A 19,161-nucleotide genomic window follows, 5' to 3' on the forward strand; every position below is an offset into this window, starting at 1 on the left:
CATTTTTCGCGAGCATGCTCGCTCCTACAGGTTCAACGCGGACCTGTGTAGGAGCAATGCTTGCTCGCGATGGAGGCCAACGATAACGCGGGCTGTCTGAATGCCCGCGTTGTCTCGACATTCTTCGCGAGCATGCTCGCGATGGAGGCCAACGATAACGCGGGCTGTCTGAATACCCGCGTGGTCTCGACATTTTTCGCGAGCACAGGCTCAACGCGGACCTGTGTAGGAGCGAGCATGCTCGCGATGGAGGCCAACGATAACGCAGGCTGTCTGAATGCCCGCGTGGTCTCGTCATTCTTCGCGAGCATGCTCGCTCCTACAGGTTCAACGCGGACCTGTGTAGGAGCGAAGCTTGCTCGCGATGGAGGTCAACGATAACGCGGGCTGTCTGAATGCCCGCGTGGTCTCGTCATTCTTCGCGAGCATGCTCGCTCCTACAGGTTCGGGTTCAGATTTTTCAGAGTGGAACGATCTGATCCAACACCCGATTCGCCGTGATCTCCGCCAGCATCACACTATTGGAAATCCCCAGCAGCGCATGGCGATCTCCACCCTCCAGATGATCGACCAGTTGATGAACCATCACATCGACCGAGGCCAGGGTTTCGACCAGGTACACCATCAGCGTTTCAGTGCTGGTATCCGGGTTTACGGTGAACAGGGTGCTAGGTGTTCGTGGGGTGGCCTTGATATCGGCTGTCGAGGGAAAGGGAACGTCGAGGGCGCGTTCGGCGGTCTTATTGAGGTTGTCTGAAGCTGGTTCGGAGGGGGAGGTTGGATCGTTGTCAGGGGGATTGGGTGTGACTTTGAACATATTCGATTCTCCAACAGTTGGAGCTGTCACCGAATCGCTGCTAAACGATGGGTGGCAGCCGTGCGCAGGTTAGCAGACCGGGGAGAATCGAATCCGGCGCGCCCGGAGGCGCCCTGCGCACAGCTACCATAAAGTGCAGGCATGAGATGACCTGACTGTCTGGATGCGGATGCGCCCGATTGACCGCGGGCTGCTAAACCCGATCACTGATGGGCAGTGACGCGAATCAAGTTACCCAGCGACCCCAAGGCGCACAAGCCGGCGGATTCTGGCGTAACCGTAGGCAGCGACGCAAGGTTTCGTAGCCCTCATCCCGTAACGGCAAGTGCTTTTAAACAAGCGCTCGCGGCTGATGTTTAACGAGTAGGCGAAGGGCTCCTACACGAGGTGCATTGCGATAGGGCTACCAACATGTTCTGCAGGTGACGTGACGACCTGGATCAATATTCGGCTTGAAGCTATACCAAAAGGGTTCACAGTGGGGATGGACCCCTTGCCCGATTAGCGACGCAGGAGCACTTCGCAGTGTCCAATGAGTTGGTCATACGCAACATGACCCGACCCGAGCTGGATGAGCTCGTCGATTGGGCTGCCCGTGAGGGGTGGAATCCCGGGGTTCACGATGCCGAGCTGTTCTGGGCTACGGACCCTGACGCCTTCATCGCGGCGACCCTGGGTGACGAATTGATCGGCGGCGGTGCCATCACTTCCTACCATGGCGAATTCGGTTTCATGGGTTTTTTCATCGTCCGACCTGAATATCGCGGTCAAGGTCTGGGCAATACCCTCTGGCACGCACGCCGCGAGCGACTCCTCGCTCGCCTGCGCCCAGGCGCGAGCATCGGTATGGACGGCGTCTTTGCGATGCAGGACTACTACGCCAAGGGTGGTTTCGTCTTCTCCCATCGCAACATGCGTTTTCGTGCCGAAATCACCCAACGTCCGACGACCTCGCAGGTAGTCGGGCAAGACATCGTCCCGCTGGCCACGCTCCCGTTCGATCAGGTTGTCGATTACGACCGCACCTGCTTCCCCGCCGCGCGCGAAACCTTTCTGAGCGGGTGGATAGCCCAAGCCGACGCACTCGCCGTGGGTTGCCAGCGCGAGGGCAGGCTAAGCGGCTATGGCGTAGCAAGGCGCTGCCGGGAGGGCTACAAGATCGGCCCTTTGTTCGCCGATGACGCTTTGGCGGCTAATGCCCTCTACGCGCGGCTGGCAGAATGTGCGCAGGGCGGCCCGCTGTTTCTTGATGCCCCGCAGAATAACCCCGCCGCGATGGCGCTCGTGCGCCAACAGGGCATGATCGAAGTGTTCGGCTGCGCCCGCATGTACCTCGGGCCGCTTCCGGCCATCGCGCACGAACGCGTGTTCGGCGTCACGACCTTCGAGCTGGGTTGATGTCCACTCGCGACCTCGTTGGTTATAGCGGCTGCCCACCGCACCCGCGATGGCCCGGTGACGCGCGCATCGCGGTCCAGTTCGTACTCAATATCGAAGAGGGCGCGGAGTCATGCATCCACAATGGCGATGCACAGTCCGAGGCCTGGCTTCACGAACTACCCGGCCGCCCGCCGCGTACGGGGGAACCGGACTTGAGCGTCGAGGGCATGTACGAATACGGATCGCGAGCAGGGGTGTGGCGCATTCTGGAACTGTTCAGTGCCCGAGGCCTGCCGCTGACGGCCTTCGCTGTCGGTCGAGCACTGGAACTCACCCCGGCGATTGGCCATGCGCTACACGCTGCTGGGCATGAGATTGCCGGGCATGGCTACCGTTGGCTGGACTATCGCAACATGCCTGAAGACGAGGAACGGCATCATATCCGCCTCACCCTCGACGTGATCGAGCAGATCTGCGGTAAACGCCCCGTGGGTTGGTACACAGGCAGGGTCAGCCAGAACACCCGTCGCCTGTTGCGTGAGGAGGGTGGGTTTCTCTATAGCTCGGACGCCTATAACGATGATCTGCCCTATTGGCTCCCAGACTCGCCCGCCCACCTGGTAATCCCTTACACACTGGTGAACAACGACGCCCGTTATCTGCTGCCGAACGGTTTTGCTTGCGGTGAAGATTTCTTCCAGCTGCTCAAGGATGCTTTCGACCTGCTGTGGCAGGAGGGCGCGCAATATCCGAAGATGATGAGCGTGGGCCTGCATGGGCGGATCAGTGGCCATCCAGGTCGTGCGATGGCGCTGGCGCGTTTTCTCGATTACGTGCAAGGCCACGACGCGGTGTGGATCTGCCGGCGCGAAGACATTGCCCGGCACTGGATAAGCCAATTCCCGGCGTGAGCGGCGAGTGGTTTGGAATGGCCTGAGTCCGTCGCGGGCGACAGGTAACTACCGGCCAGAAGTGGCCGGTGACAAGTGACTGTCTTCTTCCCAAGGCGGTGCTGAGCTTTATCGGTTGTATGCCCCATTTTCATTCATAAATGGCCGGCAAATCTCCGGGACCGAGTTCAGCTTTTATCGCATGACTAGGTTGGTCACAGCAGGCTAGATCACCTAGCAGCATCACCAAACGCTCATCGTACGGATGGAAAGCCCCACCTCCAACAACGCGGTGCCCAAGACACTCGCATAACTCCAACTTATCGAAAACATCCCCGTAGCCCCAATCGGGCGAGTAGAAAACGACTGCCAGCAATCGATTGAAAACCCGCTCACCATCAAGGGTCGACGGTAATATCGAAAGGGTATCAAAGGGCACTACGTTGAAAAGCAATCGGTGTTGCCGCGCTTCCAGGAGGACACTTGCTATTTCATGCGCATCGAACGCCGGAATGGCATTGCAACAGAAGCAGGCGCACAAATAGCGGATAACTGTCTCAGTCCACCCGGCGAACGAGCGACCACACGGCTGTTCCGAGTAAACCAGTTGATAATTTTGTGGCAAGAATGTTCGCTCGACAGGTTCCGCATCTAGATAAAACACATACGAGAACTGGCCGGTAACCTGTATCGAGACATCCAGCGGGGCATTGACAAGAAACGCAAATCGGGCGCGATCGACTTCCTGAATAGTTGTATGAGAAAGCAAGCCAGCCTCATCGGTATAACTGTAGATTTGGAAATTTTGTGACTTGAATTTGAAACTAAAAATTTCACTTCTACTGGTCATCCGGTCAGCACTCCTGCACTATGGCAAATGGCCATTATATCATTGCTGTCACCACGTAACCCTTCGAGAGCAGACACCACTCATGTCCTTTGTGCCTTCATTTTTTGATTTCTTGATTACCCATCTCCAGCAGGAGGAGCGCCGACGCATGCTGATGTCCGTCGCGGTCACAGCAGCACCGGAGCATTGGTTGAGCCTGGAAGCTGCTGCGCTACTGGACGTCAATCGTGCCCGGTTTGGATTGGGCGAACCTCTGGATGAGCGTCACAATGTGCCCCGCTGGCTGATCGCTCCCGAGCGGAAGAAAGTGGATTTGTGGATTGAAGATCAGACAGGAGAGCAGCCACCTCATTCTGTGGAGTTCAAAGTCGTCCACAATAATAAAAATGCCTACCAGAAAATATGGGAAATCCGCCGTGACCTGCAAAAGGTCATACCCAATACCGAATCGAATGACCAGGTCATACGGTGGGGTGTGGTCCTTCTGGTATTCCATCGCTTCTACGAAGATCAAGCCGGCGGGTACGCGCTGAATCGTCAGTTCGAGGATTTCCAGGGAATGCTTCAGGCCTTTGAACATGCACTGCAAGACGAAGACGAATGGTATGAAGGCGCTCCAAAGCTGGAACTGGCATTAGAACCCGTGCATCTGTGCGACATGTCTACGGCAAACTACATCGACACGGCGAATGGACAGTCGGCTATCCATATCGCATTGGTAAAAAGAAAAAACTGAGGTACATCCCGTGGAAATTGATCAGGGCTTGCTCGATGCATTACGTAGCGCCAAGCATGTCCTTGTGTTCACCGGAGCTGGAGTTTCTGCGGAAAGCGGAATTCCAACGTTCCGTGATGCGCTGGTTGGATTGTGGGCACGTTTCGACCCCGCTGCCCTGGCTACACGTGAAGCCTTTAGACGAGATCCGACATTCGTATGGGGCTGGTATGAGTGGCGGCGGATGCAGGTGTACAACGCGCAACCCAATCTGGCGCATCTCGCAATTGCTGAACTTTCCGCCAAAGTGCCGAAGCTAACGCTGGTTACACAGAACGTAGATGACCTGCATGAGCGCGCCGGCAGTATTGAGGTCATCCATCTGCACGGGAGTTTAAACAAGCCACGTTGTTTTGCCTGCGCCAGGTTCGCTATCGACCCCTTACCGCCGCCTGACGAGCCAATAGCAGGTCGGCATTTGGAGCCGCCGAAATGCCTTCATTGCGGTGGCAAGCTGCGCCCTGGCGTAGTTTGGTTTGGAGAAAGCCTGCCTACCCAGGCTCTCGCACAATCTTTTGCCGCTGCGAAAGACTGCGACTTACTGCTATCTGTCGGTACATCGGGAGTCGTCGAGCCCGCTGCACAGATACCAGAAATTGCCTGGCGGGCGGGGGCAACCGTGGTGCATATCAATCCAGACACCAAGTGTGTCCGAAGCGCGCGGGAGTTTTGGTTAGGGGGGCGAGCAAGTGAGGTACTGCCACAACTGCTAATGCAAGGGTTCAGGCCTCACGATCAGTTATTGCGCAAAGCAAATCCAAACGCAGACCTGTGAATGGGCATTTAACGCCCCACCCTTTTTGTATCGGATTCAGATGAACTGAAATACTGGAGGGCCCGAACGGCTGAGTGGCGACGGGCCGCTTCACGCCCTGAGGAAGTCAGTCAACCTCGGTCAGCAATCGGCCCAGGTTGTGTGAAAACGCATGCACCGTTTTGAAGTCTTTGTTGCTACGTAAAATCTGCCAACGGTTAGTAGGTCAACATACTAAGAATTTGCGTAGGATCGCGATTTTCGTTGCGATTCTGACTGTAAAACACACCCTAAAACGCTTTCACACAGCTTGGGCCAAAAGCAGACGCTCTTGCAGGTGCTGATTCTCACCCTTCGAACATAAAATCTGCTGGCTAATTGCGACCAACCTTTAAATCTTTCCGGTGCGAGCGTTCTTTTGTGTGCCTTCCGAGGACACAACTTTAATGCTTGGAAATGAGATCCAGTCTCACTATTTTCCCAAAACTATTGCGCGCTCCGGTTTCACGACTAGGCTTTCGCTAGTCATCGCTGGGCTGGTCGCACCTTTACAAAACGGCGTACAGAAGCTGCCAACGCCGGACACCGCCAGCCCCGACACCGTCAAGGCGATGGACCTGGACCTTTTCTTCGACTTCTTGGCCATGCGACTCAAAGGGCCTGAAGTGGGAGACAAGCACATCACCCTCAACCTGGACTTCACTGACCTGAAACAGAAGTACACGCTAGAGATGGTCAACGGTGTACTCAACCACACCGAAGGTGCGCAAGCGAAGGACGCCGACGCGACCATCACCCTGACCCGTGACACCTTGAACAACATCATGCTCAAGCAGACCACGCTGAAGGACGCTGTCAGCGCGGGCAATGTGAAGATCAACGGCAACGAGGGCAAGCTTGATGAGTTAATGAGCTACATGGATAACTTCGACCTGTGGTTCAACATCGTCACCCCCTGATGCTCCTACGGATGCCTGATTGCATCAAGGCAAGTCATTGGCAAATGCCGATGGCTTGCCTCTTTTTGACTCACAAGAGTGCAATCACTCCAAGGTTCCCAGCACCAACCTGGTGAAGTTACGCGCATCTCAATTGAAGGACGCCGATATGAGTACGGTACTACACAAGATCAAACATGAGTTCATGAAGGTACTGCCGCCGACCATTTTCTTTTTTGTCATTCTGCACATTGTTGCCCTGATTCGAGCGCTCATGATCAAAGGCTCGGGGGTTGAATTGCCTGTTTCCGCATCGGTACTGATCGCCTCTCTGGTGCTCGGCAAGTGCGTATTGATCGCCGATATGCTGCCGTTCATCAACCGATTTCCCGATAAACCACTGGTGTGGAATGTCACTTGGAAAACACTCATGTATGCCCTGGTCGCGCTGATCGTGCACTACCTGGAGCGACTGTACGACTACTGGAAAGAGGCACCGGGATTCATGGATGCCAACGCCTTGCTTTGGTCCTCAATAAACTGGCCTCGCTTTTGGGCCATACAAATTCTGCTCATTACGTTGATATTCATGTATTGCGTGATCGCAGAGTTGGCACGCGTCATCGGACGTGATCGGCTGAAGGTGATGTTCATTGGCCCACTTCCTCCAATGCAACGCTGAAATTTCGTAAGGCGTGCCGTTAGAAGGTGTCGGTCATCAACTGCGGGCAGGCTGAATCCCGTTCTTCATGAGCGACCGCTTCACGCCCTGAGGAAGTCAGTCAACCAAAATCGAGGTTCTTGAGGAGCGGTGAACCACGCTTCCTCAAGGCAAAGCAAAATATGGCCTCGCCAGCACCCGTGATCGGCCATATAGCCGGGGTTGTATTCGAGCATCCGAACTCGCGTCACCCCAAACTGACAAGTCCGCCACCAGGCGGTGCCTGTCTCGTCGGCATGGGCCACCGGCTCAATCGTTGACCAATCGGTGGTTCCAAAGGGAAGGGCAACAGGACTCATGGTTGCCTCATCGAGATTCAGTGAAAGCGGACCGAATCAACCCGGTAATCGCACCGATAGACACAGAAGGCCCGCCATTAATCGATACAGCGGCGCACAAACCCGCAGGCTCATTGACCCGGCCATCGCCAAAAGACCATTCATCACTGGCGGTCGTGTTGATCACCACCATCACATCCTCCGCGTCGAGCTCCGTTGTCTGCCCGAGCTTTGCGCTCTACACGCCGCCGAACGTCAGGGGCAAAAGCGGAACCCCAAGTTGCCATAACCGCAGCAACGGATATCTACACCGCCCCGTTTTTTCGCGAGCAGGCCCAATATCCCCCTGTAGGAGCGAGCACGCTCGCGATGGGCGTCAACGATAACGCAGGCTGTCTGAGTGACCGCGTTGCCTGAACGTTCTTCGCGAGCATGCTCGCTCCTACAGGTTCAACGCGGACCTGTGTAGGAGCAATGCTTGCTCGCGATGGACGTCAACGAAAACGCGGGCTGTCTGAATGCCCGCGTGGTCTCGACATTTTTCGCGAGCATGCTCGCTCCTACAGGTTCAACCCGGACCTGTGTAGGAGCAATGCTTGCTCGCGATGGAGGCCAACGATAACGCGGGCTGCCTGAATGCCCGCGTGGTCTCGACGTTCTTCGCGAGCATGCTCGCTCCTACAGGTTCAACGCGGACCTGTGTAGGAGCGAAGCTTGCTATCGATGGAGGCCAACGAAAACGCGGGCTGTCTGAATGCCCGCGTTGCCAGAACGTATTTCGCGAGCAAGCCCGCTCCCACAGTAGGTCTGCTGTGAACACAAGGTTTGTGTACGACAGAGAACCCCTGTAGGAGCGAGCCTGCTCGCGAATGCGGTGTTTCAGTTCTGCAGATATTCCCGAGCCAGCTGACAAGCCCGATCAATCAACATCGGCGCCATTTCAATTGCGGTCTGTGTGCCTTTGCGAGTGTGAATCCAGCCCAGGTAGGTGGTGCCACGCAGCATCAGGAACAGTGCCAGCGTCCGGCGATCTGCGTCGGTCAGGGGCTTGATCGCGTGATAGCCCTCGATCAGTGCCGCCTTGATCTGCTCGTAGCGCGGGTCATCCAGGCAGAAGTACAGCGCCGTGGCGAGTTCAAACATGTGCCAGCCGAAACCGGCGTCGTCGAAGTCGATCAGGCGTAGGCGCGGGCCTTCGATCAGCAGGTTTTCCGGCACCAGGTCGGCGTGGATCATGCCGAAGTTGTCCAGGTGTCGGCCGTATTGGCGCAAATCCTGTCGCGCCTGTCGCCGGGCCCGTTGCAGCAGATCCCGTTGCTCGCCAGTCAACTGCTCCAGCTCCCAGAACCGGCCCCAGAACGGGTTGGCACCGATCAAGCCTTCTTCATCCCAGGCATGCCGGATGAACTCGTCCGGCTGCTGCCAGTCGGCCGAGTGCAAGTGGATGCGCGCGGCAATCGCCCCAGCTTCGGAAAACAAAAAATCGATTTCCGTATCAGGCTGCACGCCCGCTTCTGAAGTGCCGGCGGTTGCACCGGGCAACCAGGCGAGCATGTCGACGTGGCGTTCGCCGACATCGGCATGGCTCACCTCGATCAAATGGCGCTCGTCCTGAGCGCGAATGATCTGCGGCACGGTAATCCCGGCGCTTTCCAGCGCTTCCATCCACTGCAACTCGGAACGCAGCGCCGCTTCGCAGTGATAGCCGTTGCGATGAATGCGCAGGGCGACCCGCTGGCCGTCGTGGCGGCGGGCGGAGAACACCGCGTTCTCGCGGAACTTGACCAGTTCGATGTCAGCGAAATCACCTTCCCAATGCTGCAGGGCGTGACGGGCCAGATCGTGCAGATGAGCGATCTGCTGGTCATGGCTCAAGGTGTGAAATTCAGTCATGGCAGCTCCTCAAATGGCGCTCAGCGCCTGGTCCAGTGTGTCTACGAACAGGTCGGCATGTTCACGGCCGAACACCAGCGGCGGCCGTAGCTTGAGGATGTTGTCGCCGGCGCCGATCTTGCTGATCAGCACGCCGTTCTCGCGCATGTCGTTGACCACTTTGCGCGCTTCCAGCCCTGCCGGGTCCTTGGTGGCGTGATCGCGCACCAGTTCCATGGCGAAGAACAGTCCCTTGCCGCGCACATCGCCGATGATCGAGTGCTTGTCGGCCAGCGCGAGCAAGCGCTGCTGTACATAGGCGCCGACGCTCTGCGCGTTTTGCAGCAGTTGCCGCTCCTCGATTTCGTCCAGTACCGCCATGCCCACGGCTGCCGCCACCGGCGAGCCACCGAAGGTGTTGAAGTACATGGCGTTGCGACCGAAGGATTCGACCAGCGCCTTATGGGTGATCAGCCCGGCCAGCGGGTAGCCGTTGCCCATGGGCTTGCCGAGGGTGACGATGTCCGGCGTTACGCCGTGGGCCTGGTGGCCCCACAGGTGATCGCCGGTGCGGCCGAAACCGGACTGAACCTCGTCGGCGATGAACAAGCCACCTGCCGCGCGAATCAGCTCGGCGGCCTTGGCGACGAAACTGGCCGGTACCCGTGGCAAGCCTTCGTTGGCGAACAGGGTGTCGATCAACAGGGCCGCCGGGCGAATGCCCTGGGCCTGCATCGAGGCGATGGCGGCGGCGATGTTGGCCGCGTACTCCTCGGCCAGTTGCGTTTCAGTGGTGCCTGCCGGTGCGCGGTACAGGCACGGAATCGGCACGGCGCGGGCGTGGGCGGCGAAGGGTTCTGGCGAGGGCAGGGCGGTGGTCACCTCTGCCAGGGACGCCGAGTTGCCGTGGTAGTTGTAGTCGCTGACGATGATCCCGGTGCCGCCGCTGGCGAAGCGTGCCAGGCGCAAGGCCAGTTCATTGGCCTCGGTGCCGGTGCAGGTGAACATCGCAGTGTCCAGCGGCTGGGCGAAGGTGGCGGTCAGGCGCTCGGCGTAACGCACCACTTGCTCGTCCAGGTAGCGGGTGTGGATGTTCAGGGTGGTCGCCTGGCGATGCATCGCCTCGACCACGCGCGGGTTGCAGTGCCCGACACAGGGCACGTTGTTGTAAACGTCCAGGTAGCGGCGACCGTCGACGTCGAACAGCCAGACGCCTTCGCCGCGCACCAGGTGCAAAGGCTTGTCGTAGAACAGCGGCGAGGCGCTGCCCAGGACACGATGGCGGCGTTGCAGGAGAGTATCAGGCATGGTCTGGAACCTCGATGACAGGGGCGCGACGGGTGCGCAGCAGGAAATTGAGAATGCACAGAACGAACGTCACGCCGAGGGCGATCAGCATCGTCATGTCGAGCTGGAAGCAGGCGGCGATCACCACCAGCGTCAGCGCCAGGCCGAGCCAGGCCACCAGTTTTCCGCCGATCAGGCTGAACGGGCGCGGCAGGTCGGGTTGGCTGGTCTTGATGCGCAGGTACGCGCCGAAGATGAACAGGTAGCACACGTTGAGCAGCAGCACGACCGCGAGCATCACGGTGGCCGGGTCGACGGTGGACAGCGGCAGGCCAATGGCGCCGATCAGCAACAGGGCAGGGTACGGAGTGCCGCGCTTGCCGGTCTTGCCCAGCCATTGTGGGAACAGACCGTCGCGGGCCATGGCGAACAGTTGCCGGGAGGCGGCGTACACCAGGGAGAAGAAGGTGGCGATCAGGCCGAACACACCGCCGCAGCCAATCACCTTGGCCAGCCACGAACCGTCGCCGAACGCGCTTTTGCTGGACATCGCTGCGTACAGCGGATCGCCTGCCGAGCCCACCAGCTCAACGCCACCGGCGCCCGGTGCGCAAACCAACACCACCAAAGCGGTGACCAGCAGGGTGCCGATGGCCGCCAGAATGCCGCGCGGCATGGTGCGGCCAGGGTTATCCGCTTCTTCCGCTGCCGAGCCGGTCTGCTCGACGGTGATGAACAACCAGATGGCGAACGGCACGCAGGCGAAGATGCCGCCGAGGCTGACCGGTGTGGCGACATTGGCTGGCAACACCAACAGGTTGCTCAGCTCGACATGGGGCGCCATGGCCACACCGAAGGTCAGCAGGGCGACCACGGCAATCACGCCGGCAATGAACGTCAGGCCCATGGCCTCGCCCACGCCGCGCAGGTGAATGCCGATGATCACCGCGAACAGGGCGATCTTCACCGTCCAGCCGCCAATGCCGAAAATCGACTCGGTGTAGGCGCAGATGAAGGTTGCGGCGGCGCCGGTGCCGATGGTCAGCGCCAGCGCGCAGGCCACACCGACCAGATATCCCACGAATGGCCCGAACGCGGTTTGCGCATACACAAATACGCCGCCGGCACTGGGCAGAGCGGTGGAAAGCTCCGCCACGCACAACGCCAAGCCACCGCACAACAGCGCCATCAACAAGGTGGCGATCAGCATGTTCAGCCAACCACCGGCCGCCAATCCGAAGTTCCAGCCGGAAAACTGCCCGGCCACCACCAACGCAATTCCGAGGCCGGCAATCTTTGGCCAGCCCAACGCACTTTTCTTAAGCACAGAAGTCTCCCGCAGCCCGAAGGCCGATTTATTGTTTTAGTGAGAAATGGAGGGGGTTCAGCGTTGCTTTGCGCCCACTGGATGGGGCTGGTCTCGATACTACGCGCGGGGTGCGGCGCGGCATGTTTGCGTGCATGCCATGTCGTTGATTGTGTGTGCCAGATTGGCTCGGGTACAACGCAAATGCTTGTGTAGGAGCTGCCGCAGGCTGCGATCTTTTGATCCTGTTTTTAAAGTCAAAAGATCGCAGCCTGCGGCAGCTCCTACAGGGGTTGGCGGTGGACACGAGATTTGTGTTCGACGCAGAACCTGTAGGAGCGAGGCTTGCCCGCGAAGGCGGGCATCAGGCACCGCCAATGTCAGATCCGAAAACTCCCCACCAACTGATTCAACCGCGCCGCCTGCTGCTCCAGCTCCGTACAGGCGCGCAGGGTCGATTGCAGGTTTTCCACGCCTTGCTGGTTGAGGGTGTTGATTTGCGTGATGTCGACGTTCAGGGCTTCGACCACGGCGGTCTGTTCTTCCGTGGCGGCGGCCACCGACTGGTTGACGTTGTCGATCTCGCCGATGCGTTGGGTCACGCTGCCCAAGCGGGTGCCGGCGAGGTTGGCGATGTTGACGCTTTCCTCGCTGTGCTGCTGGCTTTCAGTCATCGTCGTGACCGAATCCCGGGCGCCCACTTGCAGCTCCTCGATCATCTGCTGAATCTCCAGCGCCGATGTCTGGGTGCGGCCCGCCAGGCTGCGTACCTCGTCGGCCACCACGGCAAAACCACGACCGGCTTCACCGGCTCGCGCCGCTTCAATAGCGGCGTTGAGCGCCAGCAGGTTGGTCTGCTGGGAGATGCCCTTGATCACTTCGAGGATCTGCCCGATGTTCACGGTCTTGCCGTTGAGCACTTCGATGTTGGCGCACGAGGTACGGATCTTGCCCGACAATTCGTTCATCACCTCGATCGTGCGCTCGACCACCTGACGCCCGTCTTCCGCCTGTTGCCGGGCGTTGGAGGCTTGCTGCGAGGCGTCGGACGCGTTATGGGCAATCTCCTGGGCGGCGGCGCCCAATTGGTTGATCGCGGCGGCGACGCTGTTGGTGCGAGTGGATTGATCGTCGAAATTGCTCAGCGACGAGTTGGACGCTTCCAGCACGCGGCGGGCACCCTGATTGACGCCCAGAGCCGCCGAAGAGACCTCGCGCATCGACTGATGGATGCGTTCGACAAAGCGGTTGAACGCCGTGGCCAACTGACCGATTTCATCCCGTGATTGCACTTGCAGGCGCCGCGTCAGGTCGCCTTCGCCAAGGGAGATGTCTTCCATGACCCGGGTCAGCACCTGCAATGGACGGGTGATGCGCTGCGCCGTGTACCAGATCAACAGCAGGCCGAGCAGGGCCGAGCCACCACCGAGCAACAGCTCAAGCGCCGTGCTTTGCACCCCTTGGGCATCCAGCTCTTTTTGCAAGGTGGTAACCGGTGCCAGCAGCACCTCTTGCGGCACACCCACCAGCACACCCCAAGGTGCAGCGCCGGCGATCGGTGCCAGCGGTTCCAGGACCTTGATCTGCTGCGGATCGACAAACACCTTCGGCTGGCCTTGGTGCAGGGCGTCCATCACGTCGGTACTGTCCATTGGCTGACCGAGGCGGCTGACATCGTGGCTGTTGGCGGAGATCACGCCACGGGGGCTGACGATGCTGATCTGGCCGTGGCCGTCGAACAGTTGCTGTGCACTGGTTTCACTGTTCTTTTGCAGCGCGGCGAGGTTGAGGTCCAGGCCCACGACAGCGATGACTTTGCCGTTCTCCAGCAGCGGGAAGGCGACGCTGGTCACCAGTTTGCGACTGCCGGACGCCTCGTCGAAGTAGGGCTCCAGCACGCAAGCCTGACGCGTGTCTCGGGCGCAGGTGTAGAACGCATTGTAGGGTGCGCCGCTCGGGCCCGGCTCAGTGTTGGCGAGCAAGCCTTCATCACCGATCACCGCTTGCAGCTCGCCGGGTTTGCTTTGCACCCAGTACAACGAGAATCGGCCTTTTTCGTTACTGCCCAGATCAGTGTTATTGACGAAACCCGCGTCGGCGCCGTCCAGGGCATCGGGTTCAAAAATGACATAAAGCCCGAGCAGGTCGGGCTTAACGATGAGGGCCTGATGAAGCTGGGTGGTCAGCTCCTGGCGCAGTTGTTGGCGGGGCAGCGTCCCCTGATGCTGGAGTTGTCGCAGATAAAGCAAGTATCGCGATAACCCCTGGCCGAATTCATGGGTCTGCATGAAGGTGCGTTGCACCTGCATCGCCTGCACTTTGCTCAGCGCCTGCATGTGTTCCTTCGCCGCATCGGCAAGCATTTCGCTGCTGGCCTGGGCCACTTGCTGGCTGCTTTTGTGGGTCTGGTAAAGCGAAAGCCCCATGAGCAAACCCACCACCAGCAGCAGGCAGAGGCCGGCGAGCAGGGCGATCTTGCTCTGGATCGTCAGGAATGTTTTGTGCATTGGAAAGGCCCTTTTCCTGGAAGTGAACCCGACCCCTGTAGGAGCTGCCGCAGGCTGCGATCTTTTGACTTTGACTTTTAAAATCAAGATCAAAAGATCGCAGCCTGCGGCAGCTCCTACAGGGGTGTGTTGGGCTTAGAACGTCGTGGCGAAAATCACCTGGCTGTAGACGTTCTTGTCGCTGTTACCCAACTGCGTACCACCCTGCTCGGCGCTCTTGTCCGGCTGGAACAGACCCACCAGCGGCATGATGCTCAGGTGGTCGTTGACGTGCCATTCGGCATACAGGTCGGTTTCGTGGCCATCGGTGTTGCCCAGGCTGCGGTCGATGGTGTCGTAGTTGAAGTGCATCACGCCGACGTTCAGGTTTTCCAGCGGCGAGGCAGACAGCTTGAATTGCTGGATGCGCGAGTTGGTGTTGAACGGGCCGGCATAGTTGCCCGCCACTTCACCCTGGAACCAGGTACCGAAGCCACGGCTGAAACCGTAGAACAGGGTGTCGTAGTTTTCCGAGAAGCGGCTGTAGCGGTAGCTGACATACGGCGACCAGGCCACGTCGGAGAAGGTCCAGCCGGCTTCCAGGTACCAGGCGTCTTCGTTGGAGGTGTGTGGCTTGTCCTGCTTGGCGTATTCGCCGGAGAGGAACAGGTCTTTCACACCGGCATTGCCGGTGGCGCGCAGGCTGTAGGTCTTCATGCCGTCGCGTTCGAGCTGGATCGGCGAGGCGAATTCTTCGTCGACATCGGTGGTGTCGATGTAGGTCAGGCCCACGGTGCCAACGTCGGATACGTGCTCCAGGGTGCCGACGTACATTTCGGTCTTGGCCTGGGCGCGGTTGTCGGATTTGAGCCACATCAGGTCGCCGCGCCAGCCTTCCTTGCCACCGATACGCAATACGGCGGTCTCGTCGAAGGCCTTGCGCGCCGCCAGCCAGTAGGCGCCGCCACGGTTGAATTCACCGTCGGCCAGGCCCTTGCCCAGGTTCAGCGCGTCGCCATTAATCAGGAAACCATCACCGACCATAATGTTCTGGCGGCCAAAGGACAGGTCGATACCGTCGCTGCCCAGCACCGGGAACAAATCGGCCGAACGCCAGCCGAGGTAGGCGTCTTCAAACTTGGTGGTGCGCTCGGTACCGTCGGTGAAGCCGGCGGCATCGCCGTCACCCCAGGTGCCCGAACTGAGCATGTTCGCCGCACCGTACGCGGTACCGACACCGGCCAGACCTTTGTCGAAGGCCAGGCCGTACTTGATGTAACCCTCGCGCCAGGACGACGAACCTTCATCGAGACGACCCGACTGGTTGTAGTTTTCCTGGCTGTGGAAAATGCCGAAAACCGCTTCCAGGGTGGCGTTCAGGTGAGTGTCGCTGTCTGAGTACAGTTCATAGGCTCCGGCCTGCCCGGCACTGATCATCAGCGCGAGCGTGGAAAGTCGAAGCAATGGGGACTTGAGCATGGCATGACATCCGTTCTTGTTCTTAGGCGCAGGGTTGCGGTCTTTTTTAATACTAAGGTCCGCCGTTTTTCCGGCCTTTTGTCTGTTTGCCAATTAATTGGTTGTGCATGCCAGATTGAGTGGCTAGGTGATGGCACGGTGGGATTTGCGTCTTCTGTTGACCTGCGCTTTTGCATCGACGAATCGCGCCCTCTGTAGGAGCTGCCGAAGGCTGCGATCTTTTGGCGCCCTGACCGTCCTGAAGATCAAGATCAAAAGATCGCAGCCTGCGGCAGCTCCTACGAGGTATGACCGTTCGTCGTTTTTTGGTAAAGGAATCGGCAGCTTTAAGAGGGGGATTTGTTAGGAACGACGGAAATTTCTTACACCGCCCTACATGTACTGAAACGCTGGCCGGCTGCGTTATGTGGTGTTTTAAGTTAAAGCAATAAAGTTGCTGTTCGTCGTTTTGTGTGTGAAGTGTCTTTTGAGTGTGTGTGAAGTTTCCTGCACGTTAAAGTTTGCCTTCTTGTCATTTGTCATTGAAGTCATTCATTCTGGTCATTACCGCTTTCTATCTTTCTTAAGTGCGAGTGAATAACCATGTTAAAGGAAGACCTCGGTGACATCTTTTTCAATTATGCCGAAGAGTTCGATGTAGGCTCGCCCGAGCCCTCAGGAACACACCCTGGCATGGATTCAGTACCCATTCTGCATGGCTTTTCTGTGCAGGGAAGCCATGGAAAGGATCTCCATGAAACAAGATTCGTACAACTACGCAATACTCAACTTTCCCGTGGATAATTTTGTTGTTTTAAAGAAGAGGTCGCCCGAAGAGCGAACTTCATGTTTGCTGTCTGCGCTACATGAGTTGTATCAGTGCTCGAGTATTTCAAGGGCCGAGTATGATGAGCTTTTGTTAGCGCATGGCATGAATCCGAAGTTATCTTTGGACTTGTAAAATAAAACTGTAGGAGCGAGCTCGCTCGCGAAGAACGTTCGGACAACGCGATCATTCAGATGGCACGCGTTATCGTTGGCGTCCATCGCGAGCATGCTCGCTCCTACAGGAAGTTTGCATAAGCCCAAGGTTTGCCGGCACGCATTTGAGCGATCTGGCAGAACCGCCAACACAACTGGCACGCAGCGCAAACCCTGCGTGCCACCGACCGCCGACAATCCTTTTCAACCTGCCGGGGCTCCGTGGCCGCGGCACTTTCAGTGTTGGCGTTCGTCTGCGTGACGAGCGCGTGGATTTTCAAGGTCGTTACTTATGTTTACCGCTCTGCGTGTGTCTCTCTTTGGTTTGTTGTCCCTGTCCTTGGCCCAGGCTGCCGTGGCGGCTGATTGCGCGCCGGTCCAGAGCCGTGGCGCCGAAGTGTTCGCCAATGAATGCGGGGTCTGCCATTCGGTGAGCAAGGGCATGGCCGGGATGATGGGGCCGAACCTGGCGGGTGTGGTGGGGCGCAAGTCCGGCTCGCTGGAAGGCTTCAACTACTCCCAGGCGATGCGTAACAAGAACATCGATTGGCAAGCCGAGAACATCGAGCAACTGATCACCCAACCCCAAGCCTTCGTGCCAGGCACTTACATGCCTTACATGGGGCTGGCTTCGGCTGACGATCGCCAAGCGGTCGTGTGCTACCTCAAAGAACAACACTAAGCGGCCGGATTACGGCTACACGCGCTTGACCAACCTGTAGGAGCCGGCTTGCTGGCGATGGCGATGCCCCCATCAACATTGATGTCGCCTGACACACTGCTTTCGCCAGCAAGCCGGCTCCTACATTTGAATAAATAAAGGTGATTTATGAGCAACGTTGAAATCCTGCCGCAGGTGGCTGCATTCCTCGAGCGCCGTCACGGTTGCTTTATCGATGGCCAGTGGGTGTTTGCCGAAGGCGACAGCATTAGCGTGGTCAACCCGGCTACCGGGCAAACCCTGTGCGAAACCATGGATGCGCCGCTGGCCATCGTCGAGCAGGCCGTGCAGTCGTCGCACAAGGCGTTCAAGTCCGGTGTCTGGTCTTCGCTGCGTCCGGCCGACCGTGAACGCATCCTGCTCAACTTCACCCGTCTGGTGGAAGAGCACGCCGAAGAGCTGGCTCAGCTGGAAACCCTGAGCCAGGGCAAGTCGATCAACATGGCCCGCGCACTGGATCTGAACGCCACTGTGGAGTTCATGCGCTACATGTCCGGCTGGGCGACCAAGATCGAAGGCCAGACCTTCGACGTGTCGATCCCGCTGCCGCCGGGCGCCAAGTTCACCGCGTTCACCAAGCGTGAGCCAGTGGGCGTGGTGGTGGGTATCGTGCCGTGGAACTTCCCGTTGCTGATCGCTGCCTGGAAGCTGATGCCAGCATTGGCCACTGGTTGCACCGTGATCATCAAACCGGCGATGGAAACTCCGCTGACCGCCATGCGTCTGGCTGAGCTGGCACTGGAAGCGGGCATTCCGGCAGGCGTGTTCAACGTGGTCACCGGTGGCGGTGCTTCGGTGGGTGGCGTGCTGACCTCGCACCCACTGGTGAGCAAGGTGTCGTTCACCGGTTCCACCGCCGTGGGCAAGAGCGTCGGCGTGGCGTGCATGGAAAACATGACGCGCTTCTCCCTGGAGTTGGGCGGCAAGAACCCGATGATCGTGCTCGCCGATGCCGACATCGAAAAAGCCGTACAAGGCGCGATCCTCGGCGGTCTGCTGAACAACGGTCAGGTGTGTGCAGCGGCGTCGCGTTTCTACGTGCACCGTTCGATCCACGACAAGTTCGTCGAAGCCCTGGCAGCCGCGGTTTCGGCCATGCCAATCGGCGCCGGCATGAACTGTGACGCGGCGATCAACCCGCTGGTGTCGCGCAAGCAGCAGCAAAGCGTGCTCAAGCACATCGAACAGGCTCGCCGCGAAGGTGCGCGGGTGGTGACCGGTGGTGAATTGCTCGAAGGCGACGGCTTCTTCGTCCAGCCGACCATCCTTGCCGACATCGACCACAGCATGGCCGTGGCCCGCGAAGAAGTGTTCGGTCCGGTGCTGGGTGTGATGCCGTTCGACGACGAAGACGCTGTGATCGAGCTGGCCAACGACAACCGCTACGGCCTGGCCGCCAGCCTGTGGACCAACGACCTGGGCAAAGCGATGAACCTGGTGCCACGCATCGAAGCCGGTACCGTGTGGGTCAACGCCCACGTGCTGCTCGACCCGGCGATGCCATTCGGCGGCGTCAAGCAATCGGGCATGGGCCGCGAATTCGGCCGTGCGGTGATCGAGGCTTACACCGAGCTCAAGTCGGTGTGCATCGCGCATTGATGAACCTGTAGGGCCAATGTGGGACCTGTGTAGGAGCTGTCGAGCGTA

Annotated in this window: 15 protein-coding genes and 2 pseudogenes; 8 read left to right on the forward strand and 9 right to left on the reverse strand. The window is 58.8% G+C overall.

From position 1 onward, the window contains the following. Positions 1-460: 460 nt before the first annotated feature. Positions 461-817: a DUF6124 family protein gene (locus tag ABTV22_RS11840; protein WP_433740309.1), complete on the reverse strand. Its 357-nt coding sequence runs from the start codon at positions 815-817 to the stop codon at positions 461-463. A gap of 525 nt (positions 818-1,342) precedes the next feature. On the opposite strand from ABTV22_RS11840, the gene ABTV22_RS11845 reads away from it, so the two are divergent. Both ABTV22_RS11845 and ABTV22_RS11850 read left to right on the forward strand, forming a co-directional pair. Then, entirely contained in the window at positions 1,343-2,215 is an 873-nt protein-coding gene (locus ABTV22_RS11845) for a GNAT family N-acetyltransferase (protein ID WP_433740311.1), read from the forward strand. Continuing rightward, positions 2,215-3,108 carry a polysaccharide deacetylase family protein gene (locus ABTV22_RS11850; RefSeq protein WP_433740313.1) on the forward strand — a complete coding sequence of 298 codons (894 nt, stop codon included), beginning with the start codon at positions 2,215-2,217 and terminating at the stop codon, positions 3,106-3,108. Before ABTV22_RS11845 ends, ABTV22_RS11850 begins: the two co-directional genes overlap by 1 nt. Before the next feature lie 130 nt (positions 3,109-3,238). On the opposite strand, the gene ABTV22_RS11855 is transcribed toward ABTV22_RS11850, so the two are convergent. Continuing rightward, entirely contained in the window at positions 3,239-3,937 is a 699-nt protein-coding gene (locus ABTV22_RS11855) for a hypothetical protein (protein WP_433740315.1), read from the reverse strand. Positions 3,938-4,085: 148 nt separating this feature from the next. Between ABTV22_RS11855 and ABTV22_RS11860 the strand changes: the two genes are divergently transcribed. From ABTV22_RS11860 to ABTV22_RS11875, 4 genes are all read left to right on the forward strand, one after another. Further along, positions 4,086-4,673, forward strand: coding sequence for a hypothetical protein (locus ABTV22_RS11860; protein WP_433740317.1), 588 nt, complete (start codon positions 4,086-4,088; stop codon positions 4,671-4,673). A 10-nt stretch (positions 4,674-4,683) separates the two neighbouring features. Then, a complete protein-coding gene (locus ABTV22_RS11865; protein ID WP_433740318.1) occupies positions 4,684-5,487 on the forward strand; it encodes an SIR2 family NAD-dependent protein deacylase in 804 nt (267 codons plus the stop codon). A gap of 425 nt (positions 5,488-5,912) precedes the next feature. After that, on the forward strand, positions 5,913-6,425 hold the full coding sequence (locus ABTV22_RS11870) for an alkyl sulfatase C-terminal domain-containing protein (RefSeq protein ID WP_433740320.1): 513 nt from the start codon (positions 5,913-5,915) through the stop codon (positions 6,423-6,425). Between the two features lie 19 nt (positions 6,426-6,444). Next, positions 6,445-7,086, forward strand: a complete 642-nt coding sequence (locus tag ABTV22_RS11875; protein ID WP_433740322.1) for a hypothetical protein — start codon at positions 6,445-6,447, stop codon at positions 7,084-7,086. 98 nt (positions 7,087-7,184) lie between these two features. On the opposite strand, the pseudogene ABTV22_RS11880 reads toward ABTV22_RS11875, so the two are convergent. The 7 genes and pseudogenes from ABTV22_RS11880 to ABTV22_RS11910 form a co-directional block, all read right to left on the reverse strand. After that, positions 7,185-7,424: pseudogene (locus ABTV22_RS11880) on the reverse strand (DHCW motif cupin fold protein); the annotation flags it as partial. 858 nt (positions 7,425-8,282) lie between these two features. After that, complete coding sequence (locus ABTV22_RS11885) at positions 8,283-9,296, reverse strand: phosphotransferase enzyme family protein (protein WP_433740324.1); 1,014 nt, start codon at positions 9,294-9,296, stop codon at positions 8,283-8,285. A gap of 9 nt (positions 9,297-9,305) precedes the next feature. Then, on the reverse strand, positions 9,306-10,583 hold the full coding sequence (locus tag ABTV22_RS11890; RefSeq protein ID WP_433740326.1) for an aspartate aminotransferase family protein: 1,278 nt from the start codon (positions 10,581-10,583) through the stop codon (positions 9,306-9,308). Further along, a complete protein-coding gene (locus tag ABTV22_RS11895) occupies positions 10,576-11,889 on the reverse strand; it encodes an amino acid permease (protein ID WP_433740327.1) in 1,314 nt (437 codons plus the stop codon). Before ABTV22_RS11895 ends, ABTV22_RS11890 begins: the two co-directional genes overlap by 8 nt. Positions 11,890-12,248: 359 nt before the next feature. After that, a complete protein-coding gene (locus tag ABTV22_RS11900; RefSeq protein ID WP_433741373.1) occupies positions 12,249-13,088 on the reverse strand; it encodes a methyl-accepting chemotaxis protein in 840 nt (279 codons plus the stop codon). Positions 13,089-13,151: 63 nt separating this feature from the next. After that, positions 13,152-14,375: pseudogene (locus ABTV22_RS11905) on the reverse strand (PDC sensor domain-containing protein); the annotation flags it as partial. Positions 14,376-14,510: 135 nt separating this feature from the next. Next, entirely contained in the window at positions 14,511-15,833 is a 1,323-nt protein-coding gene (locus ABTV22_RS11910) for a hypothetical protein (RefSeq protein WP_433740329.1), read from the reverse strand. A 1,252-nt stretch (positions 15,834-17,085) separates the two neighbouring features. Between ABTV22_RS11910 and ABTV22_RS11915 the strand changes: the two genes are divergently transcribed. Both ABTV22_RS11915 and ABTV22_RS11920 read left to right on the forward strand, forming a co-directional pair. Beyond that, on the forward strand, positions 17,086-17,475 hold the full coding sequence (locus ABTV22_RS11915) for a c-type cytochrome (protein WP_433740330.1): 390 nt from the start codon (positions 17,086-17,088) through the stop codon (positions 17,473-17,475). Between the two features lie 147 nt (positions 17,476-17,622). Next, positions 17,623-19,113: an aldehyde dehydrogenase family protein gene (locus ABTV22_RS11920; protein WP_433740332.1), complete on the forward strand. Its 1,491-nt coding sequence runs from the start codon at positions 17,623-17,625 to the stop codon at positions 19,111-19,113. Positions 19,114-19,161 lie beyond the last annotated feature (48 nt).

Source organism: Pseudomonas putida (assembly GCF_050990305.1).
GTDB classification, from domain to species: Bacteria; Pseudomonadota; Gammaproteobacteria; order Pseudomonadales; family Pseudomonadaceae; genus Aquipseudomonas; species Aquipseudomonas putida_AH.